General features: G+C 67.0%; 18 protein-coding genes. 9 read left to right on the top strand and 9 right to left on the bottom strand.

The window, feature by feature from the left end; genetic code table 11:
• Positions 1-144 precede the first annotated feature (144 nt).
• The gene (locus JHL17_RS22905) at positions 145-894 is read left to right on the top strand and encodes an SDR family oxidoreductase (protein WP_200196686.1); all 750 of its coding nucleotides are present in this window, start codon (positions 145-147) and stop codon (positions 892-894) included.
• A gap of 5 nt (positions 895-899) precedes the next feature.
• On the opposite strand, the gene JHL17_RS22910 is transcribed toward JHL17_RS22905, so the two are convergent.
• From JHL17_RS22910 to JHL17_RS22935, 6 genes are all read right to left on the bottom strand, one after another.
• Positions 900-1,127, bottom strand: a complete 228-nt coding sequence (locus JHL17_RS22910; protein ID WP_109446480.1) for a formate dehydrogenase subunit delta — start codon at positions 1,125-1,127, stop codon at positions 900-902.
• 24 nt (positions 1,128-1,151) lie between these two features.
• On the bottom strand, positions 1,152-1,979 hold the full coding sequence (gene fdhD, locus JHL17_RS22915; protein WP_200196688.1) for a formate dehydrogenase accessory sulfurtransferase FdhD: 828 nt from the start codon (positions 1,977-1,979) through the stop codon (positions 1,152-1,154).
• 20 nt (positions 1,980-1,999) lie between these two features.
• Positions 2,000-4,855 carry a formate dehydrogenase subunit alpha gene (gene fdhF / locus JHL17_RS22920; RefSeq protein WP_200196690.1) on the bottom strand — a complete coding sequence of 952 codons (2,856 nt, stop codon included), beginning with the start codon at positions 4,853-4,855 and terminating at the stop codon, positions 2,000-2,002.
• 24 nt (positions 4,856-4,879) lie between these two features.
• Complete coding sequence (locus JHL17_RS22925; RefSeq protein ID WP_200196692.1) at positions 4,880-6,460, bottom strand: formate dehydrogenase beta subunit; 1,581 nt, start codon at positions 6,458-6,460, stop codon at positions 4,880-4,882.
• Positions 6,457-6,993 carry a formate dehydrogenase subunit gamma gene (locus JHL17_RS22930; protein ID WP_200196694.1) on the bottom strand — a complete coding sequence of 179 codons (537 nt, stop codon included), beginning with the start codon at positions 6,991-6,993 and terminating at the stop codon, positions 6,457-6,459. The genes JHL17_RS22925 and JHL17_RS22930 overlap by 4 nt, the downstream gene beginning before the upstream one ends.
• A gap of 169 nt (positions 6,994-7,162) precedes the next feature.
• Positions 7,163-8,077: a LysR substrate-binding domain-containing protein gene (locus JHL17_RS22935; protein WP_200196696.1), complete on the bottom strand. Its 915-nt coding sequence runs from the start codon at positions 8,075-8,077 to the stop codon at positions 7,163-7,165.
• Positions 8,078-8,205: 128 nt separating this feature from the next.
• Here JHL17_RS22935 and JHL17_RS22940 point away from each other — a divergent pair, with 128 nt between their 5' ends.
• A complete protein-coding gene (locus JHL17_RS22940) occupies positions 8,206-9,285 on the top strand; it encodes a tartrate dehydrogenase (protein WP_200196698.1) in 1,080 nt (359 codons plus the stop codon).
• Positions 9,286-9,311: 26 nt separating this feature from the next.
• On the opposite strand, the gene JHL17_RS22945 is transcribed toward JHL17_RS22940, so the two are convergent.
• The 3 genes from JHL17_RS22945 to JHL17_RS22955 all read right to left on the bottom strand — a co-directional run bounded on the left by JHL17_RS22945 (position 9,312) and on the right by JHL17_RS22955 (position 12,057).
• Positions 9,312-10,262 carry a LysR family transcriptional regulator gene (locus tag JHL17_RS22945; protein ID WP_200196700.1) on the bottom strand — a complete coding sequence of 317 codons (951 nt, stop codon included), beginning with the start codon at positions 10,260-10,262 and terminating at the stop codon, positions 9,312-9,314.
• A 39-nt stretch (positions 10,263-10,301) separates the two neighbouring features.
• The gene (locus JHL17_RS22950; protein ID WP_200196702.1) at positions 10,302-11,195 is read right to left on the bottom strand and encodes an SMP-30/gluconolactonase/LRE family protein; all 894 of its coding nucleotides are present in this window, start codon (positions 11,193-11,195) and stop codon (positions 10,302-10,304) included.
• Between the two features lie 166 nt (positions 11,196-11,361).
• Positions 11,362-12,057, bottom strand: a complete 696-nt coding sequence (locus tag JHL17_RS22955) for a hypothetical protein (RefSeq protein ID WP_200196704.1) — start codon at positions 12,055-12,057, stop codon at positions 11,362-11,364.
• 317 nt (positions 12,058-12,374) lie between these two features.
• Between JHL17_RS22955 and JHL17_RS22960 the strand changes: the two genes are divergently transcribed.
• From JHL17_RS22960 to JHL17_RS22990, 7 genes are all read left to right on the top strand, one after another.
• A complete protein-coding gene (locus JHL17_RS22960; protein WP_200196705.1) occupies positions 12,375-12,995 on the top strand; it encodes an antitoxin Xre/MbcA/ParS-like domain-containing protein in 621 nt (206 codons plus the stop codon).
• Entirely contained in the window at positions 12,992-13,588 is a 597-nt protein-coding gene (locus JHL17_RS22965; RefSeq protein ID WP_200196707.1) for an RES domain-containing protein, read from the top strand. Before JHL17_RS22960 ends, JHL17_RS22965 begins: the two co-directional genes overlap by 4 nt.
• Before the next feature lie 43 nt (positions 13,589-13,631).
• On the top strand, positions 13,632-14,936 hold the full coding sequence (locus JHL17_RS22970) for a DNA methyltransferase (RefSeq protein WP_200196709.1): 1,305 nt from the start codon (positions 13,632-13,634) through the stop codon (positions 14,934-14,936).
• Between the two features lie 111 nt (positions 14,937-15,047).
• A complete protein-coding gene (locus JHL17_RS22975) occupies positions 15,048-15,887 on the top strand; it encodes a hypothetical protein (protein ID WP_200196711.1) in 840 nt (279 codons plus the stop codon).
• Positions 15,884-16,993, top strand: a complete 1,110-nt coding sequence (locus JHL17_RS22980; RefSeq protein WP_200196712.1) for a hypothetical protein — start codon at positions 15,884-15,886, stop codon at positions 16,991-16,993. Before JHL17_RS22975 ends, JHL17_RS22980 begins: the two co-directional genes overlap by 4 nt.
• Positions 16,986-18,416, top strand: coding sequence for a hypothetical protein (locus tag JHL17_RS22985; protein ID WP_200196715.1), 1,431 nt, complete (start codon positions 16,986-16,988; stop codon positions 18,414-18,416). Before JHL17_RS22980 ends, JHL17_RS22985 begins: the two co-directional genes overlap by 8 nt.
• Positions 18,413-19,768, top strand: a complete 1,356-nt coding sequence (locus JHL17_RS22990; protein WP_200196717.1) for an AAA domain-containing protein — start codon at positions 18,413-18,415, stop codon at positions 19,766-19,768. The genes JHL17_RS22985 and JHL17_RS22990 overlap by 4 nt, the downstream gene beginning before the upstream one ends.
• The last annotated feature ends 351 nt before the right edge of the window (positions 19,769-20,119 follow it).

The following is a 20,119-nucleotide window of genomic DNA, read 5'->3' on the forward strand; positions in this document are numbered from 1 at the left end:
TGCCCATGCTGGTTGGCCCGGTCGGCATGACTATCATCGGGTGCATGGTATGGACAGTTGGAAAAGGATCCCGGACGACCGCTTATGGAGTGTGCGGGCCGCTGCGCCTATTCAAGGGACCGTTCGAAACGACGGGAGGTCCCCATGCAAACGATCCTGATCACCGGCACGTCCTCCGGCTTCGGCCTGGAGATGGCGCGGCATTTCCTGGCGAGGAACTGGCGGGTGGTCGCCACCATGCGCCGGCCGGACCCGGAGCTTCTGCCAGCGTCGGACGCGCTGCGCATCCTGCCGCTCGACGTCACCAGCGAGGAGAGCATCGCCGCCGCCGTCGAGGCCGCCGGTCCGATCGACGTGCTGGTCAACAATGCCGGCATCGGCGTGGTCGGCGCCTTCGAGGCGACGCCGATGGCCCATGTCCGCAAGGTGTTCGAGACCAACACCTTCGGCGTGATGGCGATGTGCCATGCGGTCATCCCGCAGATGCGCGAGCGCCGGTCCGGCGTCATCGTGAACGTGACCTCGTCGGTCACCCTGGCCGCCCTGCCCCTGGCGGCGGCCTACACCGCCAGCAAGCAGGCGATCGAGGGCTTCACCGGTTCGCTTGCCCATGAACTCGGCCATTTCGGCGTCCGGGCGAAACTGGTGGAGCCGGGATACAGCCCGACCACCGCCTTCAGCCGGAATGCCGGCATCGTCATCCAGGATCTGATCCCGCCGGCCTATCGGGACTTCGCGGCGCCGATCTTCGACGCCTATGCCAGCCCGGCGGCGACGACGACGGAAACCGATGTCGCCGAAGCGGTGTCGGCCGCCATCGACGACACAACCGGCCGGCTCCACTTCCCGGCGGGGGCCGATGCGGTCGCCCTGTACAATGCCCGCTTCGGCTGACGGCCTCAGCGGGCCTGGAGCACCCCGACCGCCCCGCGCGCCACCTCGTGCAGGTCGGCTTCGCCGCCGGACTGGACATGGGCGAACAGGCCGGCGCGCATGCGCGGATCCCAGAACTTGCGGATGTGGGTCGCCGTCTCCGTCACCGCCTCCTCATGCGGGTAGGTGGCGAAATGGACGGCGATCTGGTTCGCCATCCGGACCAGATCCTTGGCGTGGTTCGTGTGGCTCATCGGTGTCTCCGGAAGGGGGTTAAATCAGCGGAATAGGATGACGGTGTCGCGGCGCGACAAGGCACCCAGGGTCAGGTTGGCGTTGCGCGCCAGTTCCAGCGCCAGCGCCGTCGGGGCCGAGATGGTCGCCAGCAGCGGAATGCCCACCGCGGCGGTCTTCTGCACCAGTTCGAAGCTGCAGCGGCTGGTCATCACCACGAAGCCGGTGGCCGGGTCGGCGCCCGAGCGGACGACGGCACCGATCAGCTTGTCCAGCGCGTTGTGGCGGCCGACATCCTCGCGGGCCAGACGGATGGCGCCGTCCGGCGCGCACCACGCCGCGGCATGGACCGAGCGGTTGGCCCGGTTCATCGGCTGGTGGTCCGGCAGGGCGCGGAAGGCGGCGGCCACGGCGGCCGGCTCGACCTCCAGCGCGGTCTCGATCTTGCGGGGCTCCCGAACGGCGTGGACAAGACTGTCCACGCCGCACAGGCCACAGCCGCTCCGCCCCTCCATGGAGCGGCTGCGCAGACTTCCGCGCAGGAGCCGCAGGGGATCGACCGTCAGGTTGACGACGAAGCCCAGCGGGGTTTCCCGCACGGCGATGTTCTCGATGTCGGCGGCGGTCCCGACGATCTCCTCGGCCAGGCTGAAGCCCAGCGCGAAGTCTTCCAGATCGGCGGGGGTCGCCATCATCACGGCATGGGAGCGGCCGTTGTATTCGAAAGCGACCGCGGTCTCCTCCGGCACCTGCCATTCGACATCCGCGCCCTCCTCCACCCCGACACCGGCGGAAAAGCCGGTGCCGGTGACGGCGATGGAGCACATGGCGGTATCGTCAGGACGGATGGACCCAGAAGGCATCGCGGTCATGCTTCCCACTCCTCAGGCCGTCACTCGGCGGCGATCACGTTGGCGGCGGCGATGCGCTTGCGCTCGACGTCGTTCTTCGCATAGTCAACCTGCCAGTCCGACGGTTGGTTGCTGCGGGCGACCTGCACCGCCGTCACTTTGTATTCGGGGCAGTTGGTCGCCCAGTCCGAATTCTCGGTGGTGATGACGTTGGCACCGGTCACCGGGTGGTGGAAGGTGGTGTAGACGACGCCGGCCGGCATGCGGTCGGAGATGACGGCGCGCAACGTCGTCGCCCCCATGCGGCTGGCGAGCGACACCATGTCGCCGTCCTTGACGCCCCGGATCTCGGCGTCCACCGGGTTGATCTCCAGCACGTCCTCCGGATGCCAAGCCACGTTGGCGGTGCGCCGGGTCTGGGCGCCGACATTGTAGTGGGCGAGGATGCGGCCGGTGGTCAGCACCAGCGGGTACATCCGCGTGGTCCGCTCGTCGGTCGGGACATATTCGGTGATCACGAAGCGGCCGAGACCGCGGGCGAAGCTCTCCTCATGCATGATCGCCATGCCGGTGTCGTCGTCCTCGAAGCCGGTGCAGGGCCACTGGACACTACCGACACGGTCGAGCTTCTCGAAGCTGACACCGCGGAAGGTCGGGGTCAGCCGGGCGATCTCGTCCATGATCTGCGCGGTGGTCTCGTAGTGCATCGGGTAGCCCATCGCCGTCGCCAGCGCACAGGCGACCCAATGCTCGTCCCGGCCCACCTTCGACGGCATCGCCTTGCGGACACGGTTGATGCGGCGCTCGGCGTTGGTGAAGGTGCCGTCCTTTTCCAGGAAGGAGGTGCCGGGGAAGAAGACATGGGCGAAGGCCGCCGTCTCGTTCAGGAACAGGTCCTGGACGATGACGATGTCCAGCGCTTCCAGCGCCGAGGTGACGTGGTTGGTGTTGGGGTCGGACTGGACGATGTCCTCGCCCTGGACGAACAGGCCGCGGAAGCTGCCGTCATGCGCGCTGTCGAACATGTTGGGAATGCGCAGGCCGGGTTCCGGATCCAGCGTGACGCCCCAGGCGGTTTCGAACTCGTGGCGGACGACGTCGTCGGAGACGTGGCGGTAGCCCGGCAGCTCGTGCGGGAAGGAGCCCATGTCGCAGGAGCCCTGCACGTTGTTCTGGCCGCGCAGCGGGTTCACGCCGACGCCCTCGCGGCCGATGTTGCCGGTCGCCATCGCGAGGTTGGCGATCGCCATCACCGTGCTGGAACCCTGGCTGTGCTCGGTCACGCCCAGCCCGTAATAGATCGCGGCGTTGCCGCCGGTGGCGTAGAGGCGGGCGGCGGCGCGGACCTGATCGGCCGGGACGCCGGTGCGCGATTGCAGATATTCCGGCGAGTTGCGGTGCTCGGCGATGAACGCCTCCCACTTCGCGAACTCCTTGGGATCGCAACGGCCCTCGACGAAGGCGCGGTTGACCAGCCCCTCGGTGACGATGGTGTGGGCGATGGCGTTGACCACGGCGACGTTGGTGCCGGGCTGGAGCTGGAGGTGGTATTCGGCCTGGACGTGCGGGCTGCGCACCAGATCGATGCGGCGCGGATCGACGACGATCAGCTTGGCCCCGGCGCGCAGGCGCTTCTTCATGCGCGAGCCGAACACCGGGTGGCCGTCGGTCGGGTTGGCGCCGATGACCAGGATGACGTCGGACTTGTCGACGCTGCGGAAATCCTGGGTGCCGGCCGAGGTGCCGAAGGTCTGCGACAGGCCGTAGCCGGTCGGCGAATGGCAGACGCGGGCGCAGGTGTCGATGTTGTTGGTGCCGAAAGCCGCCCGGATCATCTTCTGGACGACATAGACCTCTTCATTGGTGCAGCGCGACGAGGTGATGCCGCCGATGGAGCCGCGGCCATACTTGGCCTGCACCGCCTTCAGACGCTCGGCGGCGTAGGCGATCGCCTCCTCCCACGACACTTCGCGCCACGGGTCGGTGATCTTCTCGCGCACCATGGGCTTCATGATGCGGTCCTTGTGGGTGGCGTAGCCCCAGGCGAAGCGGCCCTTGACGCAGGAGTGGCCCTCGTTGGCGCCGCCGTCCTTCCACGGGGTCATGCGCACCACCGTGGTGCCCTGCAGCTCGGCCTTGAAGGAGCAGCCAACGCCGCAATAGGCGCAGGTGGTGATGACGCTGTGCTCGGGCTGGCCGTGCTCGATGATCGACTTCTCGGTCAGGGTCGCGGTCGGGCAGGCCTGGACGCAGGCGCCGCAGGACACGCACTCGCTGTCCATGAAGCTCTCGTTGGCGCCCGGCGACACCGACGAGGCGAAGCCGCGGCCGTCGATGGTCAGCGCGAAGGTGCCCTGGGTCTCCTGGCAGGCGCGGACGCAGCGCGAGCAGACGATGCACTTGGAGGCGTCGAAGGTGAAGTACGGGTTGCTCTCGTCCTTGGCGGCGGCGCGATGGTTTTCGCCGTCGAAACCGTACCGGACGTTGCGCAGACCCACCGCTCCCGCCATGTCCTGCAACTCGCAATCACCGTTGGCGGCGCAGGTCAGGCAGTCGAGCGGATGGTCGGAGATGTACAGCTCCATCACGCCGCGGCGCAGCTTCGCCAGCTTGTCGGTCTGGGTGTAGACCTTCATGCCGGGGGCGACGGGGGTGGTGCAGGACGCCGGGGTGCCGCGGCGCCCCTCGATCTCGACCGCGCAGAGGCGGCAGGAACCGAAGGGCTCCAGGCTGTCGGTGGCGCACAGCTTGGGCACGGTGATGCCGGCGTCCATCGCGGCGCGCATCACGGAGGTGCCGTCGGGAACGGTGATGCTGCGGCCGTCGATCTCCAGCGTCACCAGGGTCTCGGAGACGCGGGCGGGAGTGCCGTAGTCGGTCTCGTGGATGAGGGTCATCTCGGGTGCTCCTGGGGTCGCTCGTTATTCGGCGGCGATGTGGGTGACGCGGACGGCGTGCTGCTTCTTGCGGAAGTCTTCCGGGAAGTGCTTCACCGCGCTGCGCACCGGATAGGGCGTCATGCCGCCCATGGCGCAGAGCGAGCCGTCCACCATGACGTCGCAGAGGTCGGCGAGCAGGTCCAGGTTCGCGTCGACGTTCTTGCCGGCGATGATCTTGTCCAGCGTCTCCATGCCGCGGGTCGAGCCGATGCGGCAGGGGGTGCATTTGCCGCAGGATTCCGCCACGCAGAACTCCATGGCGAAGCGGGCCTGCTGGGCCATGTCGACGCTGTCGTCGAAGACGACGATGCCGCCGTGGCCGACCATCGCGTCCTGCGCGGCGAAGGCCTCGTAATCCTTGGGCAGGTCGAACTGCGAGGGCGGCAGGTAGGCGCCGAGCGGGCCGCCGACCTGCACGGCGCGGATCGGCCGGCCGGTGATGGTGCCGCCGCCGAAATCATAGAGCAGTTCGTGCAGGGTGATGCCGAAGGCCTTCTCGACGATGCCGCCTTGGCGGAGGTTGCCGGCCAGCTGGAAGGGCAGCGTGCCGCGCGACCGGCCGACGCCGAAGTCGCGGTAATACGCGCCGCCCTTGTCGAGGATGATCGGCACCGAGCAGAGCGACAGCACGTTGTTGACCACGGTCGGCTTGCCGAACAGGCCTTCGAGCGCCGGCAGCGGCGGCTTGGCGCGCACCATGCCGCGCTTGCCTTCCAGGCTTTCCAGCATCGCGGTCTCTTCGCCGCAGATGTAGGCGCCGGCGCCGACGCGGACGTCGAGGTGGAAGGTGCGGTCGGTGCCGTGGATGTTGTCGCCGAGCCAGCCCTCGTCATAGGCGAGCTTGATGGCGTGGCGCAGGGTCGCCGTGGCGTGCGGGTATTCCGAGCGCATGTAGACGTAGCCGGAGGTCGCCCCCACCGCGATGGCGGCGATGGTCATGCCCTCGATCAGGCAGAAGGGGTCGCCTTCGATGATCATGCGGTCGGCGAAGGTGCCGCTGTCGCCCTCGTCGGCGTTGCAGCAGACGAACTTCTCGTCCGCCTTGGCCTGCATCACCGTGTTCCACTTGATGCCGGTGGGGAAGCCGGCACCACCGCGGCCGCGCAGGCCGCTGTCGGTCACCATCTTGACGATGTCCGCCTGGGTCATCGCCAGCGCGTTCTCAAGGCCGCGGAAGCCGCCATGGGCGCGGTAGTCCTCGACCGACAGCGGGTCGATGATGCCGCAGCGCGCGAAGGTCAGCCGTTCCTGCTTCTTGAAATAGGGGATTTCCTCGGTCAGGCCATGGCCCAGCGCATGGGTTCCGCCGGTCAGGAAACCGGCGTCGAACAGGCCGGGGACGTCGGCCGGGGTGACCGGGCCATAGGCGACGCGGCCTTCCGGCGTTTCCACCTCGACCAGCGGTTCCAGGTAGAGCATGCCGCGCGAGCCGTTGCGGACGATGCGCAGCGGCAGCCCGCGCGAGGAGGCCTCGGCCCGGATGGCGGCGGCCACGGCGTCGGCGCCGACCGACAGGGCGGCGGAATCGCGCGGGACGAAGACGGTGATCAGATGGCCGCTCATTGCGCGTGACCCTTATGGGAGTGGCTCAGGGCACGGGGGATTTGCTGATGGGCCGTCGGGTTGGCCCGCGTCTCGGCCGCCAGTTCGTCGAAGCGGTCGAGCGAGACCCGGCCGTGCAGGTTCTCGTCGATCATCACCGCGGGGGACAGGGCGCAGTTGCCGAGGCAGAAGACCGGTTCCAGCGTGAAGGCGCCGTCGGCGGTGGTGCCGTGGAAATCGACCTGCAGCCGGGTCTTGATGTGGTCGACCAGCGCGTTGGCGCCCATCGACTGGCAGGCCTCGGCCCGGCAGACCTTGATGATGTGGCGGCCGGGCTTCTCGCGGCGGAATTCATGGTAGAAGGACACCACGCCATGCACGTCGGCGCGCGAGAGGTTCAGCTCCGTCGCCAGCAGGGGGATGGCCTGTTCGTCGATGTAGCCGAATTCTTCCTGCAGGGCGTGGAGGATCGGCAGCAGGGCGCCGCGCAGATGCCGATTGTCTTCGACAATCGTCATGGCGCGCTCAGCGCTCCACGGATGGCAAGCGTTCACGGGTGTCCCTCCTTGCGATCGTCCGCGCCGCACTTGGGGTCGGCGTCGTTCTGGCTTGGTACTGCTGGGTTTTTTCCGGCCGTCTCTCGTCGTCCGGTACCGTCACAGTGGCGGAGGATACGGTATACCAGCAAATTGTATTTTCTGATTGGCTGATAGCTTTTGGCTATCAAGAAGCGCCCTCCAGCCCGATGCCGCGGAAATGCCGCTCGAAGAATTCGACGCAGACCCGCAGCTTCGCGGAGTTCGTCAGGCGGGCGGGATAGACGGCCCAGATGTCGGCCGGCTGGCTGTAGGCGGGCAGCAGCGGCACCAGCGCGCCGCTGGACAGCGCGGTGCGGACATCCCACAGGGACCGCAGCATGATGCCGCGCCCGGCCATCGCCCATTGGTGGACGATCTCGCCATGGTTGGACGAGAGCGACCCGGCGACGCGGACGGAAACGTCGCCCTCCGGGCCGCTCAGCCGCCAGAGGCCGAAGGGATGGTCGCGTTCCTTGATGACGAGGCAGTCGTGCTCCGTCAAATCGTCCGGCCGGAGCGGAACGCCGCGCCGTTCGAGATAGGCCGGGGCGGCGCAGAGGATGCGGCGGTTGCCGGCGAGCCGGCGGGCGATCAGCTGCGGCGCGATCGTGTTGCCGATGCGGATGTCGAGGTCGATGCCCTCGCCGACGAGGTCGGTCAGGCGGTCCGAGACGTCGAAGCGGAGCTCCAGCTCTGGATAGAGATCGGCCAGCGCCGCCAGGGCCGGGGCGACATGGACGCGGCCGAAGCCCAGGCTGCTGCTGATGCGGACCAGCCCGCGCGGGTTGAGCTTGGTCGCCGCCACCTCCTCCACCAGCCCGTCCATGTCGGCGAGGATGGTCTGCGCCCAGCGGTGGACCCGCTCCCCCGCCTCGGTCGCGGCGATGCGCCGGGTGCTGCGGTGCAGGAGCTTCACCCCCAGGCTGGCTTCCAGCACCTGGATGCGCTTGCTGACATAGGCCGGGGACGCCCCCAGCGCCTCGGCGGCGGCGGCGAAGCCGTTGCGGCGGAGCACGAGGCAGAAGACGCGCAGGTCGCGGATGTGCGGCTCGTCGTTCACGATCCGTGAATTCCGGGTGCATGGAGCGGGGCATTATCAACGCCGCGGCAGCGGCTATGCTGGATGCCGCCGGTCCGATCATGCCCAGAGCGGGAGCGGGGGCGGGCCGCAATCGATGGGAGGGACGAATGAGCAGGACCTACAGGATCGCCGCGATCGCCGGCGACGGCATCGGCAAGGAAGTGCTGCCGGAAGGCATCCGGGTGGTGCAGGCGGCGGCGGCGAAGTTCGGGCTGTCGATCGAATTCACCCATTTCGACTGGGCCAGCTGCGACTATTACCTCGACCATGGCCGGATGATGCCGGACGACTGGTTCGAGACGCTGAAGGGCTTCGACGCCATCTTCTTCGGCGCGGTCGGCTGGCCGGACAAGGTGCCCGACCACATCTCGCTGTGGGGATCGCTGATCAAGTTCCGCCGGGAGTTCGACCAGTATGTGAACCTGCGCCCGGTCCGGCTGCTGCCCGGCGTGCCCTGCCCGCTCGCCGGCCGCAAGCCCGGCGACATCGACTTCTTCGTGGTGCGCGAGAACACCGAGGGCGAATATTCCTCGGTCGGCGGCCGGATGTTCGAAGGAACCGAGCGCGAGTTCGTCCTGCAGGAGGCGGTGTTCACCCGCCACGGCGTCGACCGCATCCTGAAATTCGCCTTCGAGCTGGCCCAAAGCCGGCCGCGCCGCAAGCTGACCGCCGCCACCAAGTCCAACGGCATCTCGATCAGCATGCCCTATTGGGACGAGCGGGTGGCGGAGATGGGCAAGGCCTATCCGGAGGTCGCCTGGGACAAGCAGCACATCGACATCCTGTCGGCGCGCTTCGTCATGCAGCCCGACCGCTTCGACGTCGTGGTCGCCTCCAACCTGTTCGGCGACATCCTGTCGGACCTGGGGCCGGCCTGCACCGGCACGATGGGGCTGGCGGCATCCGCCAACCTGAACCCCGAGCGCCGCTTCCCCTCGCTGTTCGAGCCGGTGCACGGCTCGGCGCCGGACATCTACGGCCGGCAGATCGCCAACCCGGTCGCGATGATCTGGTCGGGCGCCATGATGCTCGACTTCCTCGGCAATGGCGACGCCGCCTTCACCGCCGCCCATGACGCGATCATGGCCGCCATCGAGACGGTGCTGGCCGACGGGCCGCGCACGCCCGACGTCGGCGGAACGGCGCGGACCGGCGAGGTCGGACAGGCCATCGCCGCGGCGCTGTAGGCTGCGCTCCGCCCGCCGGCCGCCGCTCAACGGATCGCCACCCGCCAGGGGATCATGGCGTCGGCCACGCTGATCGCCATGCGCTGGGCGATGTCGGCGTCCGCCGCCGCCACCGCCAGCGCCTTGGCCAGCGGCGGCGGCGGGTCGCGGTCGGCATAGGCCAGCCCGACGACATGGCTCAGATCCGGGTCGACCAGCGGCAGGGCGACGATGTCCGGATGCGGCGGCACGAAGGTCAGCAGCTGGCCGGGGACGATGCTGGCGCAGGTGCCGGCGCGCACCAGGGTGTAGAGGGTGACGATGGAGTTGGTCTCCATCGCCGGCTCGACCGTCCGCCCGGTCATGCGGAAGGCGGTGTCGGCGATGCGGCGGTTCTGCATGTCCGGAGTCAGCAGGCAGAGCCGCAGGGCCGCCGCCTTCTCCCACGGCACCGCCCCTTGCGCGATCAGCGCGTCCGCCAGCTCGTCGCGGCGGGCCAGAAGGTGGTAGCGCTCGGTGTAGAGCGGCAGGGTGCGGACGTTGTTCAGCGGTTCGTTGTCGAGATAGGTGACGGCGGCGTCCAGCTCGAACTCGTCCAGCCCGCGCTGGATCTCGCGCGAACTGAGCGAGACGACGGTGGAGCGGATATGCGGGAAGCGGGTGGTGAAGGGCGTCAGCACATGGGGCACCGCCGGCAAGGCGGTGGGGATGGCGCCGAGCCGCAGATGGCCGGTGACGCCCTGGGCCAGCGCCAGCAGCTCGTGCCGCAAATTGTCGCGCTCGCCGACGATGCGGCGGGCGTATTCCAGCACCTTCAGCCCTTCCGGGGTGAAGCCCTCGAACTTCTGGCCGCGCTCGACGATGGGGACCTGCAGCTCCTCCTCCAGCTGGCGGATGGCGTTGGACAGGGTCGGCTGCGAGACGTGGCAGCTCTCCGCCGCCCGGCCGAAATGCTTCTCGCGCGCCAGCGCCAGCAGATAGACGAACTTGCGGAACATCGATGACCTCTCCCCTGCCCCGGCTCCCCTTCCCGCCCGTCAGGCCGCCGGATCGAAGGGCGGCACCGGCAGGCCCGGCACCTCGACCGTCATGGCGAACAGGCCGCCGGATTGCGGCAGCCGCTCCAGCTCGTCCGCCGGCCGGCCGGCGCTGGCGGTGGTGACGTAGAGCGTGCGCAGGTCGGGGCCGCCGAAGGCCACCATGGTCGGGCAGCGCGCCGGCACCGGGTGTTCCGACAGCAGCCCCCCGTCCGGCGAGAAACGCGCGACCCGCCCGCCCTCGTAGAGCGCCGACCAGTAGCAGCCCTGCGCATCCACCGCCGCCCCGTCCGGCCGGCCGCGGTCGCCGTCCTTCGGCTCCAGCCGGAAAAAGACCTCGCCGTCGGAGATCGCGCCGGTCGCCGGGTCGTAGCGGTAGCGGCGGACGGTGAAGGTCGGGGTGTCGGCATGGTAGAGCGTGCGCCCGTCCGGGCTGAAGGCCAGCCCGTTGGAGGTCAGCAGCCCGCCGGCCAGCACCGCCAGCCCGTGGCGGTCGTAGCGGTAGAGATGCGCCTTGCCGCCGGCTTTCGGCTCGTCCAGCGTGCCGGCGAGATAGCGGCCGGCGGGGTCGGTCTTGCCGTCGTTGAAGCGGCTGGCGCCCTGACCCTCCGGATTGGCGGCGAGGCAGGTCACCGGCCGGCCCTCCCCGTCCAGCTGCCACAGGCCGGAGCGCAGGCCGGCGATGAAGCCGCCACCCTTGCGCGGGGCGACGCAGCCGATCTCCTCCGGCAGCGCCATCGCACGATTGGCGCCGGTGGCCGGATCGAAGCGGTTCAGCGCCCGGCCCTTGATGTCGACCCAATAGAGCGCCTGCTCGTCCACCGACCAGACCGGCCCCTCCCCCAGCTTGGCACGGGCATCGAGCACACAGGTAAAGGCTGGGCCGGCGGTCATCGCGGGATCCTCGACAGGCGAATGGCCCCGCAGGGTCGGACAGTTCGGCCGTGCGATCAAGCGTGCTGGTGCGTTCGGTGGCCTCGTCTGGTGGTGGGATGGCCGACAGGGGGATGGAACGGCGTGGAACAGATCCCGGCGGATGTTGCATCTGCCGGCCGGCCTCTTACCGGGGACGGGTGAAGGGACCGGCGGCGCGGCGGCTCACCGGGCCGGGGTTGAGGTTGGGATAGGGCTCATGCTGGTTGAGGGTCCAGGGGAAGACGCCCTTGGGGCCTTCGCCTTCCGGGCTGGCAACGATGGCGGCGACGGCGCGCGGATCGGGCGGCGTGCGCTCGCGCAGCGCGCCGGGGATGTCGTCGTCGAGTTCGGGGACGGTGACGGCGGGAGGATCGTCGGGCCTGGGGGCCGGCTTCGGGGCGGGCGGATGGTCCGGCTGGGCGGCTTGCCGGGTGGTTGCCGGCAGGTCGAGGGCGGCGAAGAGGCCGAGGCGTTCGGCCAGCCAGCGGACGGTGGAGGGATCGCCGGCGGCGACCAGCCGCTCGATCTGCTCGGCGACCAGGATGCGTAGCGAGGACAGCCGCAGCTCGGCCTCGCGGTTCAAGGCTTGCCGCTCCCACCACACCCTGTGACGGAAATCCTTGGATCCGTAATAGGCGCGCCACAGGGTGGTGCGGCTGCAGCCCATGGCGCGGGAGACATGAAGGAAGGAACTGCCGCGGGACAGCATGCCGGCGGCCATGATCCACTGCTCCTCATGGAACTGCGAACCGGGGACCAGCGCGCCTTCGGAGGGAACCGGGGGCTCCTTCGCCCAGCAGGGGAAATGGTCGTTGGCGAGGGTGCGGGTGTCGATCGGCATGGGGTGGCTCCGCAAGAGGGTGGACATTGCGGAGAGAATATAGGATTTTGATCCTTTTTGGGAGTTTTTTAGAATTTCGGGTGCAGAAGGGATATGTGAGTACCCGTTTTTGGCCCGAATTGGAATTTTGGCCAAGGCCGCTTCCTATGGAGACCTAACTATCAGGCTCCGGTAGGAATTGGACGTTCAGAGCTATAGGACGAGATAGTGGCGGGTATCGATAATCCCCTCAGCCAACCACCTTCAACGAAGCTAATTTGCAGTGCAGGAGTTGCCTATTCTGCCTAATCCGCTTACATTGTACCAGGAGGCACGTAATGAGACCATCGAAGCCATCCCATCTTACGCGGGCCGCCCTGACCAAGGCGATTGAAAGCAAGGTCGAGCGCATGCCCATGCATGACCTTGTCGAATTGGCTTCGACGCTGAAGGTGGCTGTGCCGGCCGTCGCGAAGGCGATCCGTCGGCGAGAATCGAAATCATTGTCGTCGTCGACCTCTTCCGAAGACAGTGTACTACAGGGCGACGGTGTCGGCCCGGTCGTCTCGGCGGCGGAGGGCGGCAGGCTTCTGGACGCAATCACCGTCGACGATGAAACGGCCGACTGGGTCGAGAGCGAACTCGTCGGGGCTGGAGATTTAGTCCAGAGGCTCAGCATCGCGCGGGGCACCCTTGACAACTGGCGTAAGGCCGGAAAGGTCATCGCCCTGCGAAAGGGGTTGCGGAACTTCGTATATCCCCTTCGGCAGTTTGATCGGTGCCGGCCTGTGGAAGGTCTCGCCGAGGTGGCGGAGCATTTCGCCTCAGCTGAAGAGACGTGGGAGTGGTTGATCGCGCCCAATCGGATAACGGACGGCAAGGCCCCAATCGACGCCCTGCATGCCGGCAACGTTCGTGGCGTCGTGAGCGCGGCGGCAGGCGCCTTTGATTACACGTGAAGCTCGTTGCGTCCAAACTTCGTGACCGGGTGATCACCGCGCGTCTCTCCGACTGGCCGCGTATCCTGCCCACAAGGCACCGGGCGACGCCGGCTGGCGCCGGGTTCGGCTCGAGCCGTTACTCCAGCCCGACCGACTCCTTCCGCGTGCTCTACGCGGCGGACAACTTCCCCACTGCGTTCGCCGAGGCCGTCGTACGGGACCGCTTTGAAGGCAAGTCACGGCGCTATCTCTATCGACCTCACCTGGAGCAGATGTGCCTAACCGCCATCAGCTCCAGCCGTGACCTCACGCTGCTCGACCTGCGAGGGGCGGCGGCCTACGAACTGGGCGTCGACACCGACGCAAGTCGGGCTCGCGACCACGCGGTCGGCCAGACCTTCTCTCAAGCTGTCCATGATCAGATGACGGACGTCGACGCTATCCTGTTCAACTCGCGCCTGACTACCGGCGCCTGCGTCGCCATCTACGATCGCGCCTTTTCCGCATTATCGGGAACGGTCCCGATCGGCCTGCTGCAGGCCGCATTGCTGCCGGCCGAGATCACCCGACTGGGAATCACGCTACGCCGCCAACGGGGCTATGCGCCATGATCAGGCGATCTCACTGCCCTCCCGCCCATCCCGGAGCCTGCTGATGGTCAAGCGGCTTCGCATCGTTTCGCCAAAGCGCAACAAGCGCCTTCAGACTGGCTGGGAGGGCTTCTTCCCCTACTACGCCGGTTACTCGGAGCTGTTTGCGCGCGAGCTGTTGCAGAGCGCCAAGCTGCCACGCAGCGCCGTCGTGCTGGATCCGTGGAACGGCAGCGGCACCACGACCTATACGGCGACGTCGCTCGGCCTGAACTCCATCGGGATCGATCTAAACCCAGTAATGATCATCGTCGCGCGCGCCCGCCTGCTGCCCCCTAGCGAGGCCGACCACCTTCGGCCCCTGGCCGCGACGATCCTGTCCCACACCCGCTCGGCGCCTCCAGCGCTGCAGCCTGATGATGCGCTCCTCGGCTGGTTCGATCCTGCGACCGCCGCGTTTGTCCGGGGCATCGAACAGAATATCCGCCGCAGCCTGATCGGCAGCATGACCAAGTCGCCGGACGGGGTTCACCTCGATCGGATCTCGGGAACGGCGGCGACGCTCTATGTGGCCTTGTTCGCCGCCTGCCGCCGGCTGGTGGCGCCCTTCCGGTCGTCAAACCCCACTTGGCTGCGCGCGCCCAAGGCTGATGAGGCCCGGATTTCAGCAACCCAGGCCACTATCGCACGCGGCTTCGGCGGCAATGTCCGCGGCATGACCGCGGCCCTGGCGGAGAAGCGCGAAGCGGACCTGCGCCTGAAAAAGGTTCCTCACTCCGGGGATTGTCGGGTCAGCTTGTCGGATACAGTCTCCATGGATCTCGCCGCCAACAGCGTCGATTTCGTGCTGACATCGCCGCCGTACTGCACGCGGATCGATTACACTGCCGCGACGCGCATCGAACTCGCAGTGCTGGCGCCGTTGCTGAAGACGACAGAGCGCGCCCTGGGTCGCCAAATGATTGGTTCGACGCAGGTCCCAGGCGTGGAAATCGAGGTTGACGAGGGCTGGGGCGAGACGTGCCTCAGCTTCCTCGACGCCTTGAAGTCCCACCCCTCGAAGGCCTCGGGCGGCTACTATTATCGCACCCATCTCGACTACTTCGACAAGATGTCTCGCTCGATGAAGCGGCTGGCCTTTGGCCTCAAGCCGGGCGGACGTGGGGTCCTGGTGGTGCAAGATTCCTACTACAAGGACATCCACAACGATCTGCCCAAGATCATCGCTGAGATCGGCGCGTATCACGGCCTGACGCTTGGACAGAGCAAGGCCTTCCACCTGCGCTCCATGTCCGACATCAACCCGGGCCGGCGGTCCTATGTGCGCCCGTCTGGTGCCACCGAATCGGTGCTCTGCTTCACCAAATAGACCATAGCTCGGGCGGCTGGGAAGGCGTGGATATCCTGCGGCGGCTAGGCACGGACGACCGCGGGCAAGCGTGGTATTGCATGGAAAAGCGTGGAATGCTATATGTGAATCATGTCTCGCACGGTGCCCATCGCTGAACGGCTTGCGCGGAACGCCTCGCGCTCGCAGGCGGCTTATGCCGAACTGACGAAGGCCTTAGCGGCGGGCAATACGGCTGCACGTGAACGCGCCCAGGAGAAGATCGCCGAGCTCACCGCAGAATATCAGAGGCTCACAGAGGCGCTGCGCTTCAGTGAGCTCGAGGCTCGCGAAATCGCCACCCCGCGGGCGCGCAAGCCGGGCAAGCCCCTGCGCGAACTGGCGCTGGATGCGCTCGATGATCTCGGCGTGCCGGCGGCGCCTGCGCTGATTGCCGACTTGGCGGCGGCGCTGACCGGGGTCCGACCGTCGCCGTCGCGGTTCGCCAGCCTCCGGCGCGACGAGGAGAACGCCGCGCGTCGCAACATCGCCGCGCGCCCCGCCTGGGTTGTGCCAGCGATCAGCGCCCAACAGCTGACGGCCATCCCGCGACTGCTCTCTAGTTCGTCCTGGGATCTTGAGCGTCGCATTATCGGTGCGCGCAGCATCCGGACCGACAATCTGCGGATCGCCATCAGCCTTGCCGGCCGCTTGGCGCACCTTCGCGAAGTCGGCGCCGGTGAGGCCAAGCTGGTCGAGCGCCTGCTCTTCCCCTTCGCCCGTTCGATCCCAGGATCGATCGACTACGGCAAGCCAATCGATCCTGCGCGCACCGTCGACGCCGCCCAGGCGGAGCTAATGTTGATCGAGGCCCCCGACCTGGAGGAACGGCGCGAGGCCGCCGCTAAGCTGGCGGCTAGTGGCCCGCAGATCCGCCTGTGGGGCCGTCCGGTGGTGATCGATACAGCGGTCGCTGAAAGGTCCATTCGGTGACGCCGGAGAACGTTCGCCTGGCCAACCTGCGCGGCGGCCTTGCGGCCGTGGAGGTCGGTGCGCGGGGTATCGAGAGCGTGGCGCGTAACACGGCCTGCACCCGCTTGCGGGCGATAGTCATTGTCGGGCTCACCCCGAGCGAGGTGATCAAGTCGGTCTTCAAGGCCGAACCCGACATCATGTCGCCCTTCGCCATGACGGTGACCCAGGGCTACGAGCGGCGCCTGCTGGGCAACGGCGGCTCCTCCCTCCTGACGGCCTATCGCGAAAAGGGATTGTTGACCCAAGCCGAGGTGAAGATCACCTCGGTGGAGGACATGGCCCCCGGCACAAAAGACCCCGTGGCGCGAAACCGCCGCGTGAGTGAAACGCAGCGGCTGATCGACATGAAACACAATGGCGATCCGCGCGCGCCGAACCTTATCCTTAACCCGCGGATGCCACTCGATATCGTTGGGGTCTCTCATCCTGTTGAGCTCGCCTACATGGTCGCGAGTGACGCCGAGCGCTCCTATCGGATTGGCGTGATCAAATCCTTCGCCGACCGTGGCGGCAAGACCGACAAGTCCGATATCCGCTCGGCCTGCCGCGAAGCCGCGGTCGGGACCCTGGCGCTTCGGCAGCACATCGCTCGCCGCGGCGGCGACCCGGAGATGGCGGAAGACCGTGTAGACATGGTCCTGCGCGCGCCGGGTTCGTTCAATCCGCGGCTCTTCCCGGCGATGCGGGCGGAATCTGAGCTGGCCTCGCTCGTGCGCGCGCTCTCGACCGCGCCGGCGGACCTGGAAGAGGTGGAGCGCCTGCTACCGGTCGGTGCGACCTTGGCCGATCCCCGCGTCATCGATCGCCTACCCAACAACTATCGCTCCAACTGCAAGGAGCACTGTGCGCTCTGGGAGCGATGCCGTGCCCAGGCGCTGGCGGCCGGCCAGCCGATCATCCTGGGCGACCTCGCCGCTGAACAGCTGGCCGCAGCGGGCTCCATCTCGCGGGCGATCGACCTTATGGACGGCCGCGGCCGTCCGCCGGACAACGAGGCCGAAGCCCGCTTGGCGGCAGGCCTGCGGGACGCCGGCCTCGTGCTCGATCGGATTGCCAATGGCTGACCTTCTCCACGTCGCCGCCCGCCTGCGCGCCCTTCAGAACGGCCAAGCCGTGCCGATCGTCTCCCAACGCCAAATGGTGATCCAGCCGCACGCCCGGATCCTTACCCTGCTGTCGATGGCCGGCGAAGACACGTCTGTCCATGCGGCCGCCCTCGGCCGCTTCGGCGAGCCCGCCCGGATCCGCGTCGTCGCCGATCCCCGCCGCCGCGATGACCAGTACGCCCTACTGCGCTGGTTGCTGCCATTCTTCGAAGAATACTACGCGCAGTGCCGCGCGGAGGGCACGTTCCCGCAGATCTGGGTCTCGTCGGCTGGCGCGCTCGGCCACCTGGACACCTTGGCCGATCGCCTGCGCTTTACCGACGAGGCCGACATCCAGCGGCTCGGCAACCTCTGGACCTATGCCGGTGAGCGTTCACCAGTTGCCGGCCAGCAGGCTTTGATCAGCGCGTCGGGCGCGCTGCGTCTGCACTATGCCACCGGCCAGCAGGAAGCCGAAGACGAGCACCTCTTGGCCCTCCTGACCTGGATCGAGCCGCCACCGGGGCGGGACATCTATGCCGCGGTCGCCACGGCCGAGGCGACGCCGATGGGGGTGAAAACCGACCCGCAGTTCGACCGTTTGCACCTGCAGCCGGCAATCACCGACTTCCACAATGCCGGTTCCGACGCAGAGCGCGCGTTCCACCAGACCCGCATCCAGCAGATGCTCGAAGGGGTCATTCGACCGATCTACACGGCGACCCAGCGGGCGATGGCCTTGCTGAGCGCGCCGCGCTGGCAGGCGAACCCGGCGCTGGAAGAATTGGCAGAGCAGGAAAGCGGCGAGTTCGCCCGGTTCATGCTCGCTCGCGACCAGGGCCACCGCCTGCCCTACCGCGATTCCCCCAAAGTCGGCGCCATGAAGATTGCCGCCCGCGAGCGCGCCATCGAGAACGTCAAAGCCGGGATGCTGCGCCATGATCGTGCCGCCCGCGAACGCGGCGTCGTGAAAGGCGGCGTCTTGCGCGGTCAACTGGCCGATGTTCGCGAACACCACCTCGGGCCGAGGTGGTTCGAATACGACCTGGTGCTCACCAGCCGCCAGGACGGCCTGCACTTGCGTCCTGGCGATAAGCTCTGGCTGATGGACGGGCGCAAACTCTCGCTGCAGATCACCGGAATCGAAAGGAACGGGCCGTTCACCTGGGTGACGGGCCGGGTCGGCGAGGGGAAAAACGCCGCCAAGAAGATGTCGGCGGGCCCGACCCTGGACTTTGGGCCGGGCGGGCCGGACTGGCGGGGCCTGGGGCGTGCGCTCGGCCAGATGAAAACGCGGCTGACGCATGCGCCATGGACCCACAGCGACGTCCTTCCGGCGGCGACCCCCAGCCGGCGCGCGATGCCGGCGAACCTGCGTGCGGCCGTCGAGGACCTGACATGAGCGTGACGCCCGATCCTGAAGCCGCCGCCAATACGGCCCTCGACGACGTCCTCGCCAGCCAATGGCAGGGCGTCCCCGCCCTTATCCTTCGCAGCCCGCCTGGGGCGGGCAAGACCGGTGTGGCCCAGCGGGTAGCGCTGCAGAGTGCAGCGCTATTGCATGAGCGTTGCATGGTTGTCACCCAGACGAACGAACAAGCCTTTGACCTGACACGCCGGCTGGTCACGAACGCCCGAGGCGTACCCATCCACATGTTCGCCAAAGAGGGGCTCAACCTGCCGGATGATCTACGTCAGCAAGCGAGGCTTGTAGTGATCCATAAAATTGAGGATCTGCCGCAGGGGCCCTCTATCACCATCGGCAATGCGTCAAAGTGGTCATGGACCGACACTGAGGAACCACTTTTCGACATTCAGATCGTCGACGAAGCTTTCCAGTTGCCAGACTACAAATTTCAGCTAATTTCGAACTTGGCTCCACGCCACGTACTGATCGGCGATCCCGGCCAGATCGATCCGTTTGTGAATTGCGAGATTGAGCGCTGGCGCTGCGATCCGGCCGGCCCGCAGGTCTCATGCCCCGCGGCATTGATCAAGCGCCACCCTACGATCTTGCAACTCGCCTTGCCAGTCTCGCGCCGGCTAAACGAAGATACGGTCAGCATCATCCAGCCGGCGTTTTATCCCGACATGCCATTCCGCGCGATGAGCCGGGATCGGTCGGTCCGCTTCGATATAGCCGGTATCATGCCTTTCGACGCCGCCTTGGATGGGGTCGCAGCCGGCGCCTCCATCGTCATGGTAGAACTGCCACCACAGATCACAGGAGAGGCGGACAGCGAACTGGCCCAGGAGCTTGTCGAGTCGATCCGGCGTCTGCTCCAGCGCCGCGCCCAGAAGAGTGACGACGGACGCGTCTCAGAGGTGACGCCTAGAGATATCGGCGTCGTCTGCGCTCATGTTAGTCAGGTCAATGCGGTCCGCGAGCGCCTGGGATATGGAATGGCGGACGTCTTCGTTGAAACCGCTAACCGCTTCCAGGGAATCGAACGGCCCTTCATGTTCGTGCACCATCCCTTGTCGGGGCGTGCTGATGCGACAGCCTTCCATCTGGACGCTGGGCGCCTATGTGTGATGCTGTCGCGCCACCGGATCGGCTGCTGGATTTTTGGTCGCCAAGGCATCATCGAGCAGCTGACCCGGTTTGCTCCCGCCGGTAATCGTGCCCTCGGGATCGACGAGGACCCTGAGTACCAAGGGTGGCGCGCCCACTTAACCCTTTTGGCAGCACTATCGGGGGCTAACCGGATGTTCCCCGCTGTTCACGGACTCGCGCCATCTAACGCTGCTTAATCTGCAGCCTGGAAATGAGCCGTATCTCATGCGGCGCTCCAGCCAGAGCATGACGGCATCCAAGCATAGCTTCACAAAGTCATGGATGCGCTAACTACAATTACTCAATAGAGCTTTCTGATGCTCGCTCCGGCAAAATGTATAGCTCCCTTAAAGTTCGCCAATCATTAAAATTTCTGGTTATCTGGGGAGGCTTGAGCCGATCATAGCCATTCGATCCCACTGATTGTCGCCAGAGAATCACCACTCGGGAATTTGTCGTGCGAAATAGGAGAGAGCACCACCCCGCGTCTGTGCCCCGCTCATCTTTTCCCATCGGAATCCACGGCCACACCAAGATCGAAAAAAGGG

The organism is Azospirillum endophyticum (assembly GCF_016595245.1).
In the GTDB taxonomy this organism is placed as follows: domain Bacteria; phylum Pseudomonadota; class Alphaproteobacteria; order Azospirillales; family Azospirillaceae; genus Azospirillum; species Azospirillum endophyticum.

Excerpts from the sequence above, each read along its gene's own strand:
- JHL17_RS22910 (WP_109446480.1), bottom strand. The coding sequence starts at position 1,127 with ATGAGCCACACGAACCACGCCAAGGATCTGGTCCGGATGGCGAACCAG.
- JHL17_RS22955 (WP_200196704.1), bottom strand. The coding sequence starts at position 12,057 with ATGCCGATCGACACCCGCACCCTCGCCAACGACCATTTCCCCTGCTGG.
- JHL17_RS22940 (WP_200196698.1), top strand. The coding sequence starts at position 8,206 with ATGAGCAGGACCTACAGGATCGCCGCGATCGCCGGCGACGGCATCGGC.
- fdhF (WP_200196690.1), bottom strand. The coding sequence starts at position 4,855 with ATGACCCTCATCCACGAGACCGACTACGGCACTCCCGCCCGCGTCTCC.
- JHL17_RS22960 (WP_200196705.1), top strand. The coding sequence starts at position 12,375 with ATGAGACCATCGAAGCCATCCCATCTTACGCGGGCCGCCCTGACCAAG.
- JHL17_RS22945 (WP_200196700.1), bottom strand. The coding sequence starts at position 10,262 with ATGTTCCGCAAGTTCGTCTATCTGCTGGCGCTGGCGCGCGAGAAGCAT.
- JHL17_RS22990 (WP_200196717.1), top strand. The coding sequence starts at position 18,413 with ATGAGCGTGACGCCCGATCCTGAAGCCGCCGCCAATACGGCCCTCGAC.
- JHL17_RS22985 (WP_200196715.1), top strand. The coding sequence starts at position 16,986 with ATGGCTGACCTTCTCCACGTCGCCGCCCGCCTGCGCGCCCTTCAGAAC.
- JHL17_RS22925 (WP_200196692.1), bottom strand. The coding sequence starts at position 6,460 with ATGAGCGGCCATCTGATCACCGTCTTCGTCCCGCGCGATTCCGCCGCC.
- JHL17_RS22950 (WP_200196702.1), bottom strand. The coding sequence starts at position 11,195 with ATGACCGCCGGCCCAGCCTTTACCTGTGTGCTCGATGCCCGTGCCAAG.
- fdhD (WP_200196688.1), bottom strand. The coding sequence starts at position 1,979 with ATGACCGCGATGCCTTCTGGGTCCATCCGTCCTGACGATACCGCCATG.
- JHL17_RS22975 (WP_200196711.1), top strand. The coding sequence starts at position 15,048 with ATGTCTCGCACGGTGCCCATCGCTGAACGGCTTGCGCGGAACGCCTCG.
- JHL17_RS22905 (WP_200196686.1), top strand. The coding sequence starts at position 145 with ATGCAAACGATCCTGATCACCGGCACGTCCTCCGGCTTCGGCCTGGAG.
- JHL17_RS22970 (WP_200196709.1), top strand. The coding sequence starts at position 13,632 with ATGGTCAAGCGGCTTCGCATCGTTTCGCCAAAGCGCAACAAGCGCCTT.